This window comes from Sandarakinorhabdus cyanobacteriorum (assembly GCF_002251755.1).
Classification (GTDB): domain Bacteria; phylum Pseudomonadota; class Alphaproteobacteria; order Sphingomonadales; family Sphingomonadaceae; genus Sandarakinorhabdus; species Sandarakinorhabdus cyanobacteriorum.
Map to the genome: position 1 here is coordinate 1 of NZ_NOXT01000120.1, position 15,051 is coordinate 15,051.

At 68.2% G+C, this 15,051-nt stretch carries 15 protein-coding genes; 5 read left to right on the forward strand and 10 right to left on the reverse strand.

Annotated features, from left to right (window positions below):
* The 5 genes from CHU93_RS17335 to CHU93_RS12365 all read right to left on the reverse strand — a co-directional run.
* The coding region (locus CHU93_RS17335; RefSeq protein ID WP_133064396.1) for a hypothetical protein at window positions 1-529 on the reverse strand (529 nt) is incomplete at its 3' end.
* 137 nt (window positions 530-666) lie between these two features.
* Window positions 667-945, reverse strand: coding sequence for a helix-turn-helix domain-containing protein (locus CHU93_RS12350; protein ID WP_094474470.1), 279 nt, complete (start codon window positions 943-945; stop codon window positions 667-669).
* 85 nt (window positions 946-1,030) lie between these two features.
* Window positions 1,031-1,342: a GIY-YIG nuclease family protein gene (locus tag CHU93_RS12355; RefSeq protein ID WP_094474472.1), complete on the reverse strand. Its 312-nt coding sequence runs from the start codon at window positions 1,340-1,342 to the stop codon at window positions 1,031-1,033.
* 168 nt (window positions 1,343-1,510) lie between these two features.
* Complete coding sequence (locus tag CHU93_RS12360) at window positions 1,511-2,218, reverse strand: NAD-dependent deacylase (RefSeq protein WP_094474473.1); 708 nt, start codon at window positions 2,216-2,218, stop codon at window positions 1,511-1,513.
* The gene (locus tag CHU93_RS12365; RefSeq protein WP_094474475.1) at window positions 2,215-2,736 is read right to left on the reverse strand and encodes a GNAT family N-acetyltransferase; all 522 of its coding nucleotides are present in this window, start codon (window positions 2,734-2,736) and stop codon (window positions 2,215-2,217) included. Before CHU93_RS12365 ends, CHU93_RS12360 begins: the two co-directional genes overlap by 4 nt.
* A 229-nt stretch (window positions 2,737-2,965) precedes the next feature.
* On the opposite strand from CHU93_RS12365, the gene CHU93_RS18015 reads away from it, so the two are divergent.
* From CHU93_RS18015 to dapB, 3 genes are all read left to right on the forward strand, one after another.
* Window positions 2,966-3,211, forward strand: coding sequence for a response regulator transcription factor (locus CHU93_RS18015; protein WP_243375636.1), 246 nt, complete (start codon window positions 2,966-2,968; stop codon window positions 3,209-3,211).
* An 85-nt stretch (window positions 3,212-3,296) separates the two neighbouring features.
* Window positions 3,297-3,818, forward strand: a complete 522-nt coding sequence (locus CHU93_RS12375) for a DUF4199 domain-containing protein (RefSeq protein ID WP_094474477.1) — start codon at window positions 3,297-3,299, stop codon at window positions 3,816-3,818.
* Window positions 3,819-3,858: 40 nt separating this feature from the next.
* Entirely contained in the window at window positions 3,859-4,662 is an 804-nt protein-coding gene (dapB, locus tag CHU93_RS12380; protein ID WP_094474479.1) for a 4-hydroxy-tetrahydrodipicolinate reductase, read from the forward strand.
* Between the two features lie 118 nt (window positions 4,663-4,780).
* On the opposite strand, the gene ald is transcribed toward dapB, so the two are convergent.
* Window positions 4,781-5,893, reverse strand: coding sequence for an alanine dehydrogenase (gene ald, locus CHU93_RS12385; protein WP_094474589.1), 1,113 nt, complete (start codon window positions 5,891-5,893; stop codon window positions 4,781-4,783).
* A gap of 131 nt (window positions 5,894-6,024) precedes the next feature.
* Between ald and CHU93_RS12390 the strand changes: the two genes are divergently transcribed.
* Window positions 6,025-6,477: an Lrp/AsnC family transcriptional regulator gene (locus CHU93_RS12390; RefSeq protein WP_086117836.1), complete on the forward strand. Its 453-nt coding sequence runs from the start codon at window positions 6,025-6,027 to the stop codon at window positions 6,475-6,477.
* A gap of 119 nt (window positions 6,478-6,596) precedes the next feature.
* On the opposite strand, the gene CHU93_RS12395 is transcribed toward CHU93_RS12390, so the two are convergent.
* Complete coding sequence (locus CHU93_RS12395) at window positions 6,597-7,070, reverse strand: Lrp/AsnC family transcriptional regulator (RefSeq protein WP_094474480.1); 474 nt, start codon at window positions 7,068-7,070, stop codon at window positions 6,597-6,599.
* 118 nt (window positions 7,071-7,188) lie between these two features.
* Here CHU93_RS12395 and putA point away from each other — a divergent pair, with 118 nt between their 5' ends.
* Entirely contained in the window at window positions 7,189-10,806 is a 3,618-nt protein-coding gene (putA, locus tag CHU93_RS12400) for a bifunctional proline dehydrogenase/L-glutamate gamma-semialdehyde dehydrogenase PutA (protein ID WP_094474482.1), read from the forward strand.
* Window positions 10,807-10,815: 9 nt separating this feature from the next.
* Here the strand turns inward: putA and CHU93_RS12405 are convergent, their stop codons facing one another.
* The 3 genes from CHU93_RS12405 to purD are packed head-to-tail and all read right to left on the reverse strand — an operon-like array spanning window position 10,816 to window position 14,906.
* Window positions 10,816-12,534, reverse strand: coding sequence for a M20/M25/M40 family metallo-hydrolase (locus CHU93_RS12405; RefSeq protein WP_165768724.1), 1,719 nt, complete (start codon window positions 12,532-12,534; stop codon window positions 10,816-10,818).
* 43 nt (window positions 12,535-12,577) lie between these two features.
* Window positions 12,578-13,645, reverse strand: coding sequence for a phosphotransferase family protein (locus tag CHU93_RS12410; RefSeq protein WP_094474486.1), 1,068 nt, complete (start codon window positions 13,643-13,645; stop codon window positions 12,578-12,580).
* Window positions 13,646-13,670: 25 nt separating this feature from the next.
* A complete protein-coding gene (gene purD, locus CHU93_RS12415; protein WP_094474590.1) occupies window positions 13,671-14,906 on the reverse strand; it encodes a phosphoribosylamine--glycine ligase in 1,236 nt (411 codons plus the stop codon).
* Window positions 14,907-15,051: the final 145 nt, after the last annotated feature.

The following is a 15,051-nucleotide window of genomic DNA, read 5'->3' on the forward strand; positions in this document are numbered from 1 at the left end:
GCCAACCCGAAATCACCCGGCCGGTGAATAATCCGGGCTGATTGCCTGTGCCCTTCACCCAAGCTCTCCGCAACTCGGATCGCCGTGCTGGCTTGTTTCCGCGAGTCCTGAAGGGCAGCATATTCAGGAAAGCACTGGAGTTAAGTGTTCCACCCGTGGCGTCGAGCACCGCGGAAATCACGCGACTTATGGCGTGTGTAGTTTGAACTTGAAGCCATGCGTCGGACAGAGCTCTCAGGGTCGCGGCTTTGGACGAATGATCTTCGGCCGAGCGAAACGCCCTTATTAGGCTATACAGCCGGGCATCGGTCGGATTCATGCGATAGTTGTCACCGCCGCCCCCGGGGTTGATTGCCATCAGCAACGTCCCGCCTGGCGTCCAGTCACGCCCGACCCATCCCGGTGCTGCCGTATTTGCATCGGCAATTGCGCACTGCGGCATCAAACGATCGTCCTCAAACACGTCTCGGCGTTCGAGACTAACCGTCTGGTGGAAAGTTGAAACGATATCTGGGTGAATGCTTTGCATGGTTCCCTCTTGATGATCTCGTCTCTCCGAGGCATCACGTCCAAATAGCCGCCGCATGATAATTTCGCGGACATCATAATAAGCTCATCCCTGCCTAAGTCACAGACCTGATTCGGGGCAGAGTCTTTCTTCCGATCTTATTGAAGCAACTCATCCACCAGCGACGGCCGTTTGGCGATAATGGCCAGCAGCGCCTGGGCTGGGCCAGTGGGGCGGCGGCGGCCTTGTTCCCAGTTGAGGAGGGTGCCCTTGGCAACGCCGATGAGCCTTGCGAACTGGCTTTGCGACAGGCCGGTGCTGGCGCGGATGGCGGCGACGTCAACTTGTGTGATCGGCACCTGGCGCACCTGCGCGCCGGCGGTGTTGCCTGCGGCGAAGGCGAGGGCTTCGCCGCAGGCCTTGGCGGATGCTGTCATGGGCAGAATCGGTGGTCATTGCGATGTTGCGTAGCATACTCGCTGTCTGAAATCCCCGTCGCCCCGTGCTTGACACGGGGCTTGGCTATTCTTGCTGCTCGCTGGGTGTGAACCACGTGTCCCACAAATCATCCCAACCGGGGTTGTCGGCCCCGATCAGGGCAAATTTCCATTCGCGTCGCCATTTCTTCACCAGCTTTTCGCGGGCTATGGCGCGCTCGATCTCATCATGGCGCTCGGCATATACCAGCCGCAGCTTGGCAAAATCGACGACATGGATTGAGCCTGCGCCTGCGCTATGCTGCTGCACCCGCCGCAGCACATCGGCCGTCACGCCAACATACATGCCGCCGCGATAGCGGTTTGCCATGATGTAGACCCAGCCGCCTCTTGCCATCGCTCGCCTATTTTTTCGACGCAGCGAAGGAAAGCCAAGCCCCGTGTCAAGCACGGGGCGACGATGTGGGGCGTATCGCTATTTCACCCCAAATTCGGCCGACGAGCACCGCCCGAAAACAAACGGGTGCAGGGTCTGTGACCCTTCCCGCCGGAGGCCCTCTTTTCTTCAACCCGCAGCCAAAACCTCCTCAACCCACGCCGGCACCAGTTGCGTGGCCGGGCCGTGGCGGGCTTCGTCGAACAGGGGGGTGCCGGCCGATGGCTCGAGGTTGAGTTCCAGCGTGTGGGCGCCGGCGGCCTTGGCCTGTGCCACGAAGCCGGCGGCGGGGTAGACGGCGCCGGAGGTGCCGATGGAGACGAACAGGTCTGCGGCGGCCAGGGCGGTTTCGATGCGATCCATGTGGTAGGGCATTTCGCCGAACCAGACGATATCGGGGCGGAGGCCGCCGGGCTGGCGGCAGGCCGGGCAGGGCGGGTTGTCCAACAATGGCCTGCGCCACGGATTGGCGGCGCCGCAGCGGGTGCAGAGCGCGCTGTTCAGTTCGCCGTGCATGTGGACGAGGTGGTTGTGGCCGGCGCGGTCGTGCAGATCATCGACATTCTGGGTGACGAGGAGGAAGTCGAAGCCATTCCCCTTTGGCCATGCCGCCTCTAGCCGCGCCAGCGCGTGGTGGGCGGCGTTGGGCACGACCTGGCCCAGGTGGGCGCGGCGCTGATCGTAGAATTGCTGGACGAGGGTGGGGTTGCGCCGAAAGGCTTGCGGGGTGGCGACATCTTCGACGCGGTGGCCTTCCCACAGGCCATCGGCGGCGCGGAAGGTGGGCACGCCGCTTTCGGCCGAGATGCCGGCGCCGGTGAGGATGACGATGTTCATGGGGTGAGCGCCTTTGGGTCGGGCCACCAGATGCGCTGATAGGCCTGGGTGCTGCCATCGGGCGCGGCCTCTTTTTCGGCCAGGGATTCGAGCCCGCCCAGACGGCGGTAGAAGCCGCGCGCCGCCACGTTGGCGGCATAGACGTGGAGATCAAGGCCCAGCCCCGGCGCTTCGGCCAGCGCGATTCCGGCTGCGGCGGCGAGCAGCTGGCGGCCGAGGCCCTGGCCCTTCAGGCCGGGGCGGACGTGGAGATTGTCGACATGGCTGCCCCAGTGCGGGTCGGCCGCGAGGAACAGGCAGACAAAGCCGGCGATGCCATCGGCATCTTCGGCCAGCAGCACCCGCATGGCGGGATCGAGCGCGGCGAAGCGGGCGCTCCACACGCGCAGGCGGTCGGCCGGCAGATCGTTCGCAAGCCAATCGGCGCTCAGGATATGGGCATAGGCGACGCGCCAGCTGGCGGTGTGGAGGGCGGCGATGGCCGGGGCATCGGCGGCGGTGGCGGGGCGCAAGTGCATGGGGTGAGCATAGGGGCGGCTGGCCAAGCGCGGCAAGCTGTGGCTGAGTGCCGGCCATGCGGGGGCGGCGGATACAATGGCGGTTCGGGTGGCCGATGCTGGGCTGGGGTGCGGCGCTGGCGGCGGGTGCGCTGTTGCTCGCCTGGGCGGATTATCAGCGGCTGGCGCGCACCCGCACGGCCGATATCGCGCTGGTGCTGGTGGCCGGGCTGTTTCTGGCGCTGGGGCTGTGGCTGGGCCTGTCCAGCCGCCGCCCGGCAACCCGGCGGCGGTGGCCAGCCTGGGCCTTACCCCGCGTGAGGTGGAGGTTCTGCAGCTGCTCGCCGCCGGCCAGGCCAACAAGGAGATGGCGCGCACGATGGGCGTCTCCCCCAACACGGTGAAGACGCATCTGGCCCGCCTGTTCGAGAAGCTGGGCGCCAGCAGCCGCACGGAGGCCATCGCCCGCGCCCGCGTGCTGGGCATTTTGGGGTGATTTGGCCAAAATCACCCATATGGGCGACTGACATGGCGGCTGCGGCCATGCTGAACCGATGGCTCCACATTGATCGGAGACTCACATGATCGCCATCCTCATCCGCTATGGCCTCGCCAGCGGCCTCATCATCGGCAGCATCTTGTTCGGCACCACGGTTGCCTTTCACGAGGCGATTCCCAGCCCGGCCGTGGGCATGGCCATCGGCTATTCGGGCATGCTGCTGGCGTTCAGCATGATCGTATTGGCCATAAGGCAGCACCGCGATGTGACATTGGGCGGGGTGATCGGCTTCTGGCCGGCGCTGGGCCTGGGGCTGGGCATCACGCTGATCGCCACGCTCTTCTATGTGCTGGCGTGGGAAGCGGCGCTCAGCGTCACCGGCATGGATTTCGGTGCCGAATATGCGGGGGCGATGGTGGCCGATGCAGTGCAGGGCGGCGATGCCGCCACCATCGCCCGGGTGAAGGCCGAGGCCGCGCAGTTTGCCGCCGATTATGCCCGGCCCCTCTGGCGCATGGGCGTGACGGCCACCGAAATCCTGCCCGTGGGCCTGCTCGTCTCGCTGGTCGCGGCGGGCTGGCTCAGCCGGCGGCGCGCCCGTTAACCAATTGCAATGCCGCCCGCCATCGCCCACAACAGCGGGCATGACGAACAAGCCAATCCGTATCGGGGTGCTGGGCGCCGGCGGGCGCATGGGCCAGGCCATCATCGCCCAGATGGGGGACTGGCCCGGCCTGGCGCTGGCTGGCGCGGTTGAGCGGGCCGGCCATGCCAGCTGCGGCCGCCCGGCCGGGCCGGGGCATCCGGAAACCCTCACCGTCTGCTCCAACATCGGGGCGATTGCCCACAAATGCGATGTGCTGATCGATTTTTCCGCGCCGGCCGCGCTGGCCACCAGCCTGGAGGCGGCGGAAGAGGCGCGCTGCGCGCTGGTGATCGGAACCACCGGGCTGGAGCCGGCGCACCACGCCCAGATCGACGCCGCCGCACAGCGCATCGCCGTGCTGCAGGCCGCCAACACCAGCCTGGGCGTCACCCTGCTCGCCCGGCTGGTGGAGCAGGCGGCCCGCGCGCTCGGCCCCGATTGGGACATAGAGATCGCCGAACTGCACCACCGCATGAAGGTGGACGCGCCATCGGGCACGGCGCTGGCGCTGGGCCAGGCGGCGGCGCGCGGGCGCGGCATTGACCTGGCTGCCAACATGGCCAGCGGCCGCGATGGCATCATCGGCGCGCGGGCCACGGGCGAAATCGGCTTTGCGTCCCTGCGCGGTGGCAGCGCGGCCGGCGATCACATGGTGCTGCTGGCCAGCGAGGGCGAGCGCATCGAACTGTGGCACCGCGCCGAAAACCGCAGCATCTTCGCCCGCGGCGCCTTGAAGGCGGCGCAGTGGCTGGCTGGCAAGCCCGCCGGCCGCTACGCCATGGGGGATGTGCTGGGGCTTTAACCCAGATCCTCCCCCTTCTGGGGGAGGTGGCACGCGAAGCGTGACGGAGGGGGCCGCCAAGCGCGGTCCTTGCCGGCCCCCTCCGCCCTGCGGGCACCTCCCCCAGCGGGGGCGGATGTTACAGCACCTGCTCCACCGCCACGTGGGCATAGCCCAGATCGCGCGCCACGGCGGCGTGGGTCACCTGGCCATCATGCACATTCAGCCCGGCGGCGAGGTGGGGATTGGCCTTCAGCGCCGCCTGCCAGCCCAGATCGGCAATGCGCAGCGCGTGCGGCAGGGTGACATTGTTCAGCGCATAGGTGCTGGTGCGCGCCACCGCGCCCGGCATGTTGGCAACGCAATAATGCACGATGCCATCCACCACATAGGTGGGCTGGGCATGGGTGGTGGCGTGGCTGGTTTCAAAACAGCCGCCCTGATCGATGGCGACATCCACCAGCACGGCGCCGGGCTTCATCGTCGCCAGCATGGCGCGCGTCACCAGCTTGGGCGCGGCGGCGCCGGGGATCAGCACGGCACCAATCACCAGATCGGCCGCCGCCACCTGTTCGGCAAGGCTCGCCCGGCCGGAATAGAGCGTGCGCGCCCGGCCTTCGAAATGATTGTCCAGCCGTTCCAGCACCGCCGGATCGCGATCGAGGATGGTGACATCGGCCCCCAGGCCCACCGCCATCTGCGCCGCGTTGAAGCCCACCACGCCGCCACCGATCACCACCACCTTGGCCGGCAGCACGCCGGGCACCCCGCCCAGCAGCACGCCACGCCCGCCATGGGCCTTTTCCAGCGCGGTGGCGCCAGCCTGGATCGCCATGCGGCCCGCCACCTGGCTCATCGGCTTCAACAGCGGCAGGCTGCCATCGGCACCGGTCACGGTTTCATAGGCAATGGCGGTGACGCCGGACTTGACCAGATCGGCCGTCTGCTCCGGATCGGGCGCGAGGTGGAGATAGGTATAAAGGATCTGCCCGCGGCGCAGCATGGCGCGCTCGGCAGCCTGCGGTTCCTTCACCTTCACCACCATGTCGCATTCGGCAAAGATGGTGGCGGCATCGGGCACGATCACCGCGCCGGCGGCCCCATAATCGGCATCCCCGGCGCCAATCCCGGCCCCGGCCCCGGCCTCCACCCACACATCATGGCCATGGGCGACCAGTTCGCGCGCGCTTTCGGGCGTCAGCCCCACGCGATATTCGTGATTCTTGATTTCCCGCACCGTGCCGACACGCATGATCATTCTCCTGCCCAGGATAGGGAAAGTATGCGCCGCTTTGGCCGGGAAGTGCTGCCAGACTTTGGGCCTTTTCCGCATTTTGCCGCAATGCTATCCCCGTATAGGCTCAACTGGCAGGATATTTTCCCATGGACCGGCATGATCAACTCCTCCTGCGCGCGCTGCAGCGCGACTCGACCGCCAGCCTGGCTGATCTCGCCGGCCAGCTCGGCCTGTCCACCTCGGCCTGCCACCGCCGCATCAAGCAGCTGGAGGCCGACGGGCTGATCAGCGGTTATCGCGCCCAGCTTGATCCGCAGGCGCTGGGCCTCAAGTTGCACGCCTTCGTGGAAATCACCCTCACCAGCCAGAGCCACGAGGCGATGGACCGGTTCGAGGCGGCGGTGGCCGGCTTTGACGACATCTTGGAATGCCATCTGATGTCGGGCAGCGCCGATTATCTGCTGCGCGTCGCCGCCCGCGATCTCGACCAGTTCGACAGCATCCACCGCAACTGCCTGGCCCGCCTGCCCGGCGTGTCGTCCATGCGCTCCGGCTTTGCCATCCGCAGCATCAAGCCCTGGTCAGGCTATCCGGTGTGACAAGATCCTCCCCCTCTGGGGGAGGTGCCGACCGGAGGAAGGCGGAGGGGGCCGCGAGGCGCGGTCATTGCCGGCCCCCTCCGCCCTGCGGGCACCTCCCCCTCTGGGGGAGGACCTGATCACCGCCCCGCCTCGATGATCGCCTCCATCACCACGAAGGTGGAGGTGCTGGCGACATGCGGCAGGCTGGAAATCTTCTCACCCAGCACCCGGCGATAGGCGTGGATATCGGCAGTGCGCACCTTCAGCAGATAATCAAAGCTGCTGGCCATCATGTGGCATTCCTCGATCTCGCGCACCTGCAGCACGGCGCGGGCGAATTCGGCCAGCGCCTTTTCCCGCGTGTCCGACAATTTCACTTCGGCAAAGGCGATATGGCCCAGGCCCAGCTTCACCGGATCGGTGACGGCGCGAAAGCCACGGATGATGCCATCGTCCACCAGCCGCTTCAGCCGCACCTGGGTCGGCGATTTGGACAGGCCGATGCGCGCCGCCAGATCGGTGATGCTGATGCGGCCATCCTGGGCCAGCACATCGATGATCTTGCGGTCAATCTGGTCAATCGGGCTGGATTCGGGCGATAGACTGGCCATATCGGCTGATGATGGCGGCATTTTCGGGCAAAGTCACGGCCAAAGCGCAGCTGTTCAGCCAGATTGCCGGCGGCAACCGGTTTATGCTGACCGCCCCTGCTGCCGGAGGCTTGCCGCCATGTCTGCCCCCTTTGCCGATTTCGATCCCGCCGCCCAGCCCGCCGCCCCGTTGCGGGCCGCCATCACCGCCGCCACCCGCCGCCCCGAACCCGAAGCGGTGGCCGGCCTGCTGGCGATGCTGCCGCCCGATGCCGATCTGCAGGCCAGGATCAGCGCCACCGCGCTGCAGCTGGTGACGGCCCTGCGCGCCAAGGGCCCGCGCGGCGGCGTCGAAGTGCTGGTGCAGGAATATGCGCTGTCCAGCCAGGAAGGGGTGGCGCTGATGTGCCTGGCCGAAGCGCTGCTGCGCATTCCCGACACCGAAACCCGCGACGCGCTGATCCGCGACAAGATCGCCGGCGGCAACTGGCAGGCGCATCTGGAAGGCGGCAAGAGCCTGTTTGTCAACGCCGCCACCTGGGGCCTGATGGTCACCGGCAAGCTCACCGCCAGCTTTGCCGAGGCCGGGCTGGGCGCGGCGCTGACCCGGCTGATCGCCCGCGCCGGCGAGCCGGTGATCCGCCGCGGCATCGACATGGCGATGCGGCTGATGGGCGAACAATTCGTCACCGGCGAAACCATCGCCGAAGCGCTGGACCGCGCCCGCGCCCTTGAGGCACGCGGCTTTGCCTACAGCTATGACATGCTGGGCGAAGCGGCGACCACCATGGCCGATGCCGACCGTTATGCCCGCGATTATGAACAGGCCATCGCCGCCATCGGCGCGGCCGCCGCCGCCCGCGGGCCGGTGGCCGGCCCGGGCATTTCGGTGAAGCTTTCGGCCCTGCACCCGCGCTATGCCCGGGCGCAAGCCAGCCGCGTGATGGCCGAGCTGCTGCCGCGCCTCACCCACCTCGCCCGGCTGGCGCGCGCCAACGACATCGGCTTCAACATCGATGCCGAAGAGGCGGACCGGCTGGAATTGAGCCTCGATCTGCTCGAAGCGCTGGCCTTCGATCCCGATCTTGCCGGTTGGGACGGGCTGGGCTTTGTCGTCCAGGCCTATGGCAAGCGCTGCCCGTTCGTGATCGACTGGCTGATCGATCTCGCCCGCCGCTCCCGCCGCCGGCTGATGGTGCGGCTGGTCAAGGGCGCCTATTGGGACAGCGAGATCAAGCGCGCGCAGGTGGACGGCCACGCCGATTTCCCGGTCTATACCCAAAAGCTGCACACCGATGTGTCGTACCTGGCCTGCGCCGCGAAGCTGCTGGGCGCGCGTGACCATGTGTTCCCACAATTCGCCACCCACAATGCCCACACGCTGGCCAGCATCTACCACATGGCCGGGCCGGATTTTGCGCCCGGCGATTATGAATATCAGTGCCTGCACGGCATGGGCGAGGCGCTGTATGAAGAGGTGGTGGGGGCGGACAGGCTGAACCGCCCGTGCCGCATCTATGCGCCGGTGGGCGGGCATGAAACGCTGCTGGCCTATCTCGTGCGCCGCCTGCTCGAAAATGGCGCCAACAGCAGCTTTGTGCAGCGCATCTGGGACGAAGATGTGCCGGCCGCCGCGCTGGCCGCCGATCCGGTGGCACAGCTGCGCGGCGAGGCGCTGCCCGGCGCCCCGCACCCGCTGATCGCGCTGCCGCCGGCGCTGCTTGGGCCCCGCCGCAATTCGCGCGGCCTTGATCTCGCCAATGCAGACGTGCTGGCCGCTCTGGCCGCCACGCTGCGCGCCAGCGCCGCGACTCCTATTGCGGCAGCGCCAATGCTGGCCGTGCCCGCCAGTGGCGGCGCGGTGCTGCCGGTTCCGAACCCGGCCGATGCGCGGGATATCGTGGGGCAGGTGACGCAGGCCAGCCCGGACGATGTTGCCCGCGCCGCCACCGCCGCCGCAGCCGCTGCCGCCGATTGGGCCGCCACCCCCGTCACCGCCCGCGCCGCCGTGCTGGACACCGCCGCCGACAGGCTGGAGCAGGAGATGGAGGCGCTGATCGGCCTCATCATCCGGGAGGCGGGCAAGAGCGCCGCCAACGCGGTCGCCGAAGTGCGCGAGGCCGTGGATTTCCTGCGTTATTACGCGCAAACTGCCCAAACCACGCTGGCGGGCGGCCAGCCGCCGCTGGGCGTCGTCGCCTGCATCAGCCCGTGGAACTTCCCGCTCGCCATCTTCATCGGCCAGATCGCCGCCGCGCTGGTGGCCGGCAATGCCGTGCTGGCCAAGCCGGCGGAGGAAACACCGCTGATCGCCGCCGCTGCCGTGCGCTTGCTCCAAGCCGCCGGCGTGCCGGCCGCCGCGCTGCAACTGCTGCCCGGCGATGGCGCCATCGGGGCGGCGCTGGTTGCCCAGCCGCAGGTGGCCGGCGTGGTGTTCACCGGATCAACCGAGGTTGCCCGCCTGATCCAGCAGCAGCTCGCGCCGCGCGCCCTGCCATCGGGCGCGCCGATCCCGCTGCTTGCCGAAACCGGCGGCCAGAATGCGATGATCGTCGATTCCTCCGCGTTGGCCGAGCAGGTGACCGCCGATGTGATCGCGTCGGCCTTTGACAGCGCCGGCCAGCGCTGCTCGGCGCTGCGCATCCTGTGCCTGCAGGATGACATTGCCGACCGGCAGCTTGCCATGCTGAAGGGCGCGCTGGCCGAGCTGAGCCTGGGCAATCCCGACCGGCTGGCGACCGATATCGGCCCGGTGATCAGCGCCGAGGCCAAGGCACGGATCGAGGCGCATGTGGCGCGGCTGGCAGCGCTGGGCTGTAACGTGGAACGGCTGCCGCTGCCGGCCGATTGTGCCCACGGCCATTTCGTGGCGCCCACCATCATCGAGATTGACGACATCGCCCAGATTGGCGGCGAGGTGTTTGGCCCGGTGCTGCACGTGCTGCGCTGGCGGCGCGAGGCGCTGGCCGACGTGATCGCTGCCATCAACGCCACCGGCTATGGCCTCACCTTCGGCCTGCACACGCGGCTGGACGAGACGATCTCGCAGGTGTCCAGCGCGGTCCCGGCCGGCAATCTCTATATCAACCGCAACATCATCGGCGCGGTGGTGGGCGTGCAGCCCTTTGGCGGGCGTGGCCTGTCGGGCACCGGGCCCAAGGCGGGCGGGCCGCTCTATCTCGGCCGGCTGGTGCAGGCGCGTGCCGATGACCGTATCAGTGCCAGCGGCCCGGCCGATCCGGCGCTGACGGCGTTGGCAGACTGGCTGGCGGCCTCAGGCCAGGCGGCGCTGGCCGCACGGCTTGCCGGTCTGCCCCGCCTCACCGGCCATGAAGCCGATCTGCCCGGCCCGGTGGGGGAGCGCAATCATTACAGCCTCCACCCGCGCGGTTCCGTGCTGATCGTGCCGGCGACGCCCGATGGCCTGATCCTGGCTCTCGGCCATGCGCTGGCGCAGGGCAACCGGGCCGACATCGTCTGGCCACTGGGGGCACCCGCCGGCCTGCCCACGGCCGTTGCGGCGCGCACCTGCTGGCTGCCAGCCCTGCCCAATGCCGGCGAATATGGCGCCGCGCTGATCGAAACGGATGATGCGGCGCTGCGCGTCGCCATTGCTGCGATGGCCGGCCCCATTCCCATCCTGCAGCGCGCCGATGCCCGTGGCGATTACCGGCCGGACTGGCTGGTGGAGGAAGTCACCATCTCCACCAACCTCACGGCGGCGGGCGGCAATGCGACCCTGATGGCGATGGTTTGAGAAGGGGGTTTAGCCCTGCTTCTTCTCCGTCCCGGCATAGGGCGGGATGGAGGCGGCTGGGGCATCGAGATTGACCCACAGCGCCACGCCCGCCGCCAGCGCCACCGCCACCCCGGCGGCGATCAGGGCCGGGCGGCGCGGGCCGGAGGGGATGGCCGGCGCCACCAGCGCCAGCACCGGGATCAATAGCGGCACCATGGCATAGGGCATCGGCGCACCCACGCCCAGGAAGGCGAAATGCGCCAGCTCCGCCGTCAGCGCCAGGCCAGGCAGGCCGATCAGCAGCGCCGGCACCGTCCACAGCCCGTCGCGCAGCCGCGCCCCGATGCCCAGCCCGATGGCGGCCAGCAGCGCCGGCCAGGCAAACACCGGGCCAGCGCCGGGCAGCCAGATCTGTGCCGCCAGCGCCGCGACGAAGCACAGCTTCACCAGCAGGATCCAGCGATCCCAGATGCTGCCGGCCGCCGCGCTGGCCATGAACAGCAGCGCCGCCAGGGCCGCCAGCCCCGCCACGATCTCCAGCCGCGGCAGCGCTGCCAGCCGGTCATAATATTCGCCGCCGACACTGCCAGACAGCAGGTTCAACCCCCACATCAACAGCCCGGCGATGATCAGGGTGAGCAACGTCTGCCCAAAGGCGAACAGGCTGCCACCAAGGCTCCATTCCGCCCGCCGCCACCAGGCCGCCAGCCCCAGCAACACCGCCGTCATGCCCACCAGCACCCAGCCAAAGGCCGCCGGATAGATGATCAGGCCGAACAGCGGGGCGGTGGCGAACACCGCATTGGGCGCCGGCCTTGGCAGCACATCGGCACCCACCAGCGCCCGCGTGATGCCCAGCACACTGTCGCCCAGATGCTGCAACGCCCCCTGTTCCAGCCGGTCCGGCGTCGCCAGCGGGCTGTGATAGGCCCAGGCCTCCCCGATGAAGGCAAAGTTCAGCCCGGCGATGCCGCGCTTCAGCACCGGGGTGAAATCCGTGTCGTTGGGCAGGCTCTCATAAACGGTCACCGCCACGCTGCTGGCGGCAGCATCCGGCGAACTGGCGGCCAGCAGGCGCACCAGATTGGCGTTGTTCGGCCCGGTCTGGAACATCATCGCCCGGCCGCCGCCGCGTGCTTCCAGATTGATCATCACGCCGGTGCGCAGCGCAATCGGATCGGCAGCAGCGCCGGGCGCATAGATCGCCCGCGCGCCGACCAGCCCCTGTTCTTCCGCATCGGTCAACACCAGCACCAGGTCGCGCCGCTGCGACAGGCGCGGGATGGCGCGGGCGATTTCCAGCACCGCTGCCACACCGGCAATATCGTCGGCCGCGCCGGGGGAGGCGATCACCGAATCATGATGCGCCATCAACACCACCGCCGGCAGGCTGGGATCGGCCCCCTTGCGCACCGCCACCAGGCTCACCGCCGGCTTGGTGGCATCGCCGCCCCGGCTGCGCAGCCGCTCGGCCGCCTTTTCGGGCAGGATTGTCTCCACCCGGCGCACATCAAAGCCCAGAAAGGCCAGCCGCTGTTCCAGGGTCGCCACCACGCGGGCGGCGGCCGGCGATCCTGTCGGGTGCGGCTCGGCCGCCAGCACCCGCACATCGGCCATGGCGCGGCCGGCGCTGAAGCGATCGGCCGGGGCATCATAGGGCAGCGGCGCCGGCACCTGCACGCGCAGGGCCGCCCAGGCGAACCCCAGCAGCAGAGTGAACAGCATCAGGGCCCAGCGCATCTTCATGATGCGCAGCCTGAGGCGGCCGGGCCCGCCCGGCAAGCCCCTTTCAGGCGCCCAGCTTCTTCGCCTGTGCCAGCGCCAGATCGGCCAGCGTTTCGAAGCCTTCCGCCGATTTCTTCGCATGCGCCGAAGTGGCGGTGCCGCGGATCACCCGGCCCTTGATGCCGTGGATGATGCCCGCCAGCCGGAACATGTTGTAGGCGACATAGAAATCAATGTCGGCAATCCCGTCCCGCCCGGTGCGCCGGCAATAGGCGTCGATATATTCGGCCTCCGTCGGCAGGCCCAGCGCGGCCAGATCATTGCCCACCAGCCCCGTCGTGGTGCTGGGCGGCATGCGATACATCATCAGATGATAGGAAAAATCGGCGAGCGGGTTGCCCAGCGTCGACAATTCCCAGTCCAGCACCGCCAGCACCTTCGGCTCGGTCGGGTGGAAGATCATGTTGTCACAGCGATAATCGCCGTGAACGATGCTCACCTCGTCGCCGGGCGGGATATTGGCCGGCAGCCATTCGACCAGCCGGTCCATCGCCGCGTAACGCCCGGCGTCGACATCCTCCAGATATTGCTTGCTCCAGCGGCCGATCTGGCGGGCGAAATAATTGCCCGGCTTGCCGAAATCCCCCAGCCCGGCCTTGTCGGGATCGATCATGTGCAATTCGGCCATGGTGGCATTCATCGCATCGAAATAGGCGCGGCGCTCGTCCTTCGGCACGCTGGGGAAGGTCGTGTCCCAGATCACCCGGCCGTCCACACAATCCATGATGTAGAACCAGGTGCCGATCACCTCATTGTCCTGGCACAGGCCAAAGGTGCGGGCGACGGGGAAGCCCTGCGCGTGCAGCGCGGTGATCACCCGATATTCGCGGTCCACGGCGTGGGCCGACGGCAGCAGCTGGCCCGGCGGCTTCCGGCGCAGCACATATTCTTGCCCCGGCGTGATCAGCTTGTAGGTCGGGTTGGATTGCCCACCCTTGAACTGCTCAATGGTCAGCGGCCCGGCATAGCCATCGACATTGGCCGCCATCCAGTCGTGCAGCCGGCCGGCATCAATCTCCTGCCCCGGCCGCACCGCACTGGTGCCCGAAAACTGCTCCTGCCGCTCGCTCATGCGCCTCTCCCCAAACCGGCGGGTGTCAGGCGGATTTCCCGATATCCCGCCGGAAATGGCCACCGTGCCACCTGATCTTGCGAATAGCGGCATAGGCCAATGCGCGCGCCTCGGAAATATCATGGCCCAGCGCGGTCACGTTCAGCACGCGGCCGCCCGCCGCCACCAGCCGGCCATCCTCGCTGATCCGCGTGCCGGCGTGGAAGATGGTGACGCCCAGCGCCTCGGCCGCGGCCAGCCCCTCGATCGCGGTGCCCATCACCGGCCGCGAGGGATAGCCATTGGCCGCCATCACCACCGTCACCGCGGCATCATCGCTGAACACCGGCTCCACCTCGGCCAGATGGCCGGTCGCTGCCGCCCAGAACAATTCCACCGCATCGCTGGCCAGCCGCAGCATCAGCACCTGCGCTTCCGGATCGCCCAGCCGCACATTATATTCGATCAGCATGGGGCCCGTCGGCGTCAGCATCAGCCCGGCATAGAGAAAGCCCTGGAACGGCGTGCCGCGCGCCTTCATGGAGGCCAGCGTCGGCCGCACGATTTCGGTCAGCGCCCGCTCGATCAGGTCCGGCGTCAACCGCGGGCTGGGCGAGATTGCGCCCATGCCGCCGGTGTTGGGCCCCTGATCGCCATCGCGCAGCCGCTTGTGGTCCTGCGCGGTGGGCAGCAGCCGCACCGTCTCGCCATCGGTCAGGATGAACAGGCTGGCTTCCGGCCCTTCCAGGCATTGTTCCACCACCACGGGGCCATGGATTTCGGCCAGCGCCGCCAGGCCTTCCTCGTTGGTTTCGGCCACCGTCACGCCCTTGCCGCCGGCCAGGCCATCGGCCTTCACCACCACCGGCAGCGGGTGCACCGCCACATAATGATGCGCCTCGGCGGCATCGGCAAAGCGGCGGAACCGCGCCGTCGGGATGCCATGCTCGGCACTCAGGTCCTTGGTGAAGCCCTTGGATGCCTCCAGCTGGGCAGCGGCCGCCGATGGCCCCAGCACCGGCACCCCGGCGGCACGCAGCGCATCGGCGACACCGGCCACCAGCGGCGCTTCCGGGCCGACCACGACCAGGCCAATCTGGCGGTCGCGCACCAGCGCCAGCACGGCGGCGCCATCGGTGATGCTGATCGCCACACAATCCGCCACGGCCGCGATGCCGGCATTGCCCGGCGCGCAGATCAGCGCGGCGCAGCGCGGGGACTGGCGCAGCCGCCAGCACAGGGCGTGTTCACGGCCCCCGCCACCAAGCACCAATATGTTCAGGGAGTCGGGGCATGCGCTCATGGCCCATGCCCATATCATGCCAAAATGTCGCGGCAAGCGGCTTTGCCGCCGATGCTTGCCCTCGCGGCCATTATGCCGCCAGCCCAATCTCGTTCATGCCGGGCTTGTCGAGGCACGCACAACT

What these genes read in the sequence shown, in the direction of transcription:
- CHU93_RS12350 (WP_094474470.1), bottom strand. Translation starts at nt 945, where the DNA reads ATGACAGCATCCGCCAAGGCCTGCGGCGAAGCCCTCGCCTTCGCCGCA.
- CHU93_RS12355 (WP_094474472.1), bottom strand. Translation starts at nt 1,342, where the DNA reads ATGGCAAGAGGCGGCTGGGTCTACATCATGGCAAACCGCTATCGCGGC.
- CHU93_RS12360 (WP_094474473.1), bottom strand. Translation starts at nt 2,218, where the DNA reads ATGAACATCGTCATCCTCACCGGCGCCGGCATCTCGGCCGAAAGCGGC.
- CHU93_RS12365 (WP_094474475.1), bottom strand. Translation starts at nt 2,736, where the DNA reads ATGCACTTGCGCCCCGCCACCGCCGCCGATGCCCCGGCCATCGCCGCC.
- CHU93_RS12375 (WP_094474477.1), top strand. Translation starts at nt 3,297, where the DNA reads ATGATCGCCATCCTCATCCGCTATGGCCTCGCCAGCGGCCTCATCATC.
- dapB (WP_094474479.1), top strand. Translation starts at nt 3,859, where the DNA reads ATGACGAACAAGCCAATCCGTATCGGGGTGCTGGGCGCCGGCGGGCGC.
- ald (WP_094474589.1), bottom strand. Translation starts at nt 5,893, where the DNA reads ATGCGTGTCGGCACGGTGCGGGAAATCAAGAATCACGAATATCGCGTG.
- CHU93_RS12390 (WP_086117836.1), top strand. Translation starts at nt 6,025, where the DNA reads ATGGACCGGCATGATCAACTCCTCCTGCGCGCGCTGCAGCGCGACTCG.
- CHU93_RS12395 (WP_094474480.1), bottom strand. Translation starts at nt 7,070, where the DNA reads ATGGCCAGTCTATCGCCCGAATCCAGCCCGATTGACCAGATTGACCGC.
- putA (WP_094474482.1), top strand. Translation starts at nt 7,189, where the DNA reads ATGTCTGCCCCCTTTGCCGATTTCGATCCCGCCGCCCAGCCCGCCGCC.
- CHU93_RS12405 (WP_165768724.1), bottom strand. Translation starts at nt 12,534, where the DNA reads ATGAAGATGCGCTGGGCCCTGATGCTGTTCACTCTGCTGCTGGGGTTC.
- CHU93_RS12410 (WP_094474486.1), bottom strand. Translation starts at nt 13,645, where the DNA reads ATGAGCGAGCGGCAGGAGCAGTTTTCGGGCACCAGTGCGGTGCGGCCG.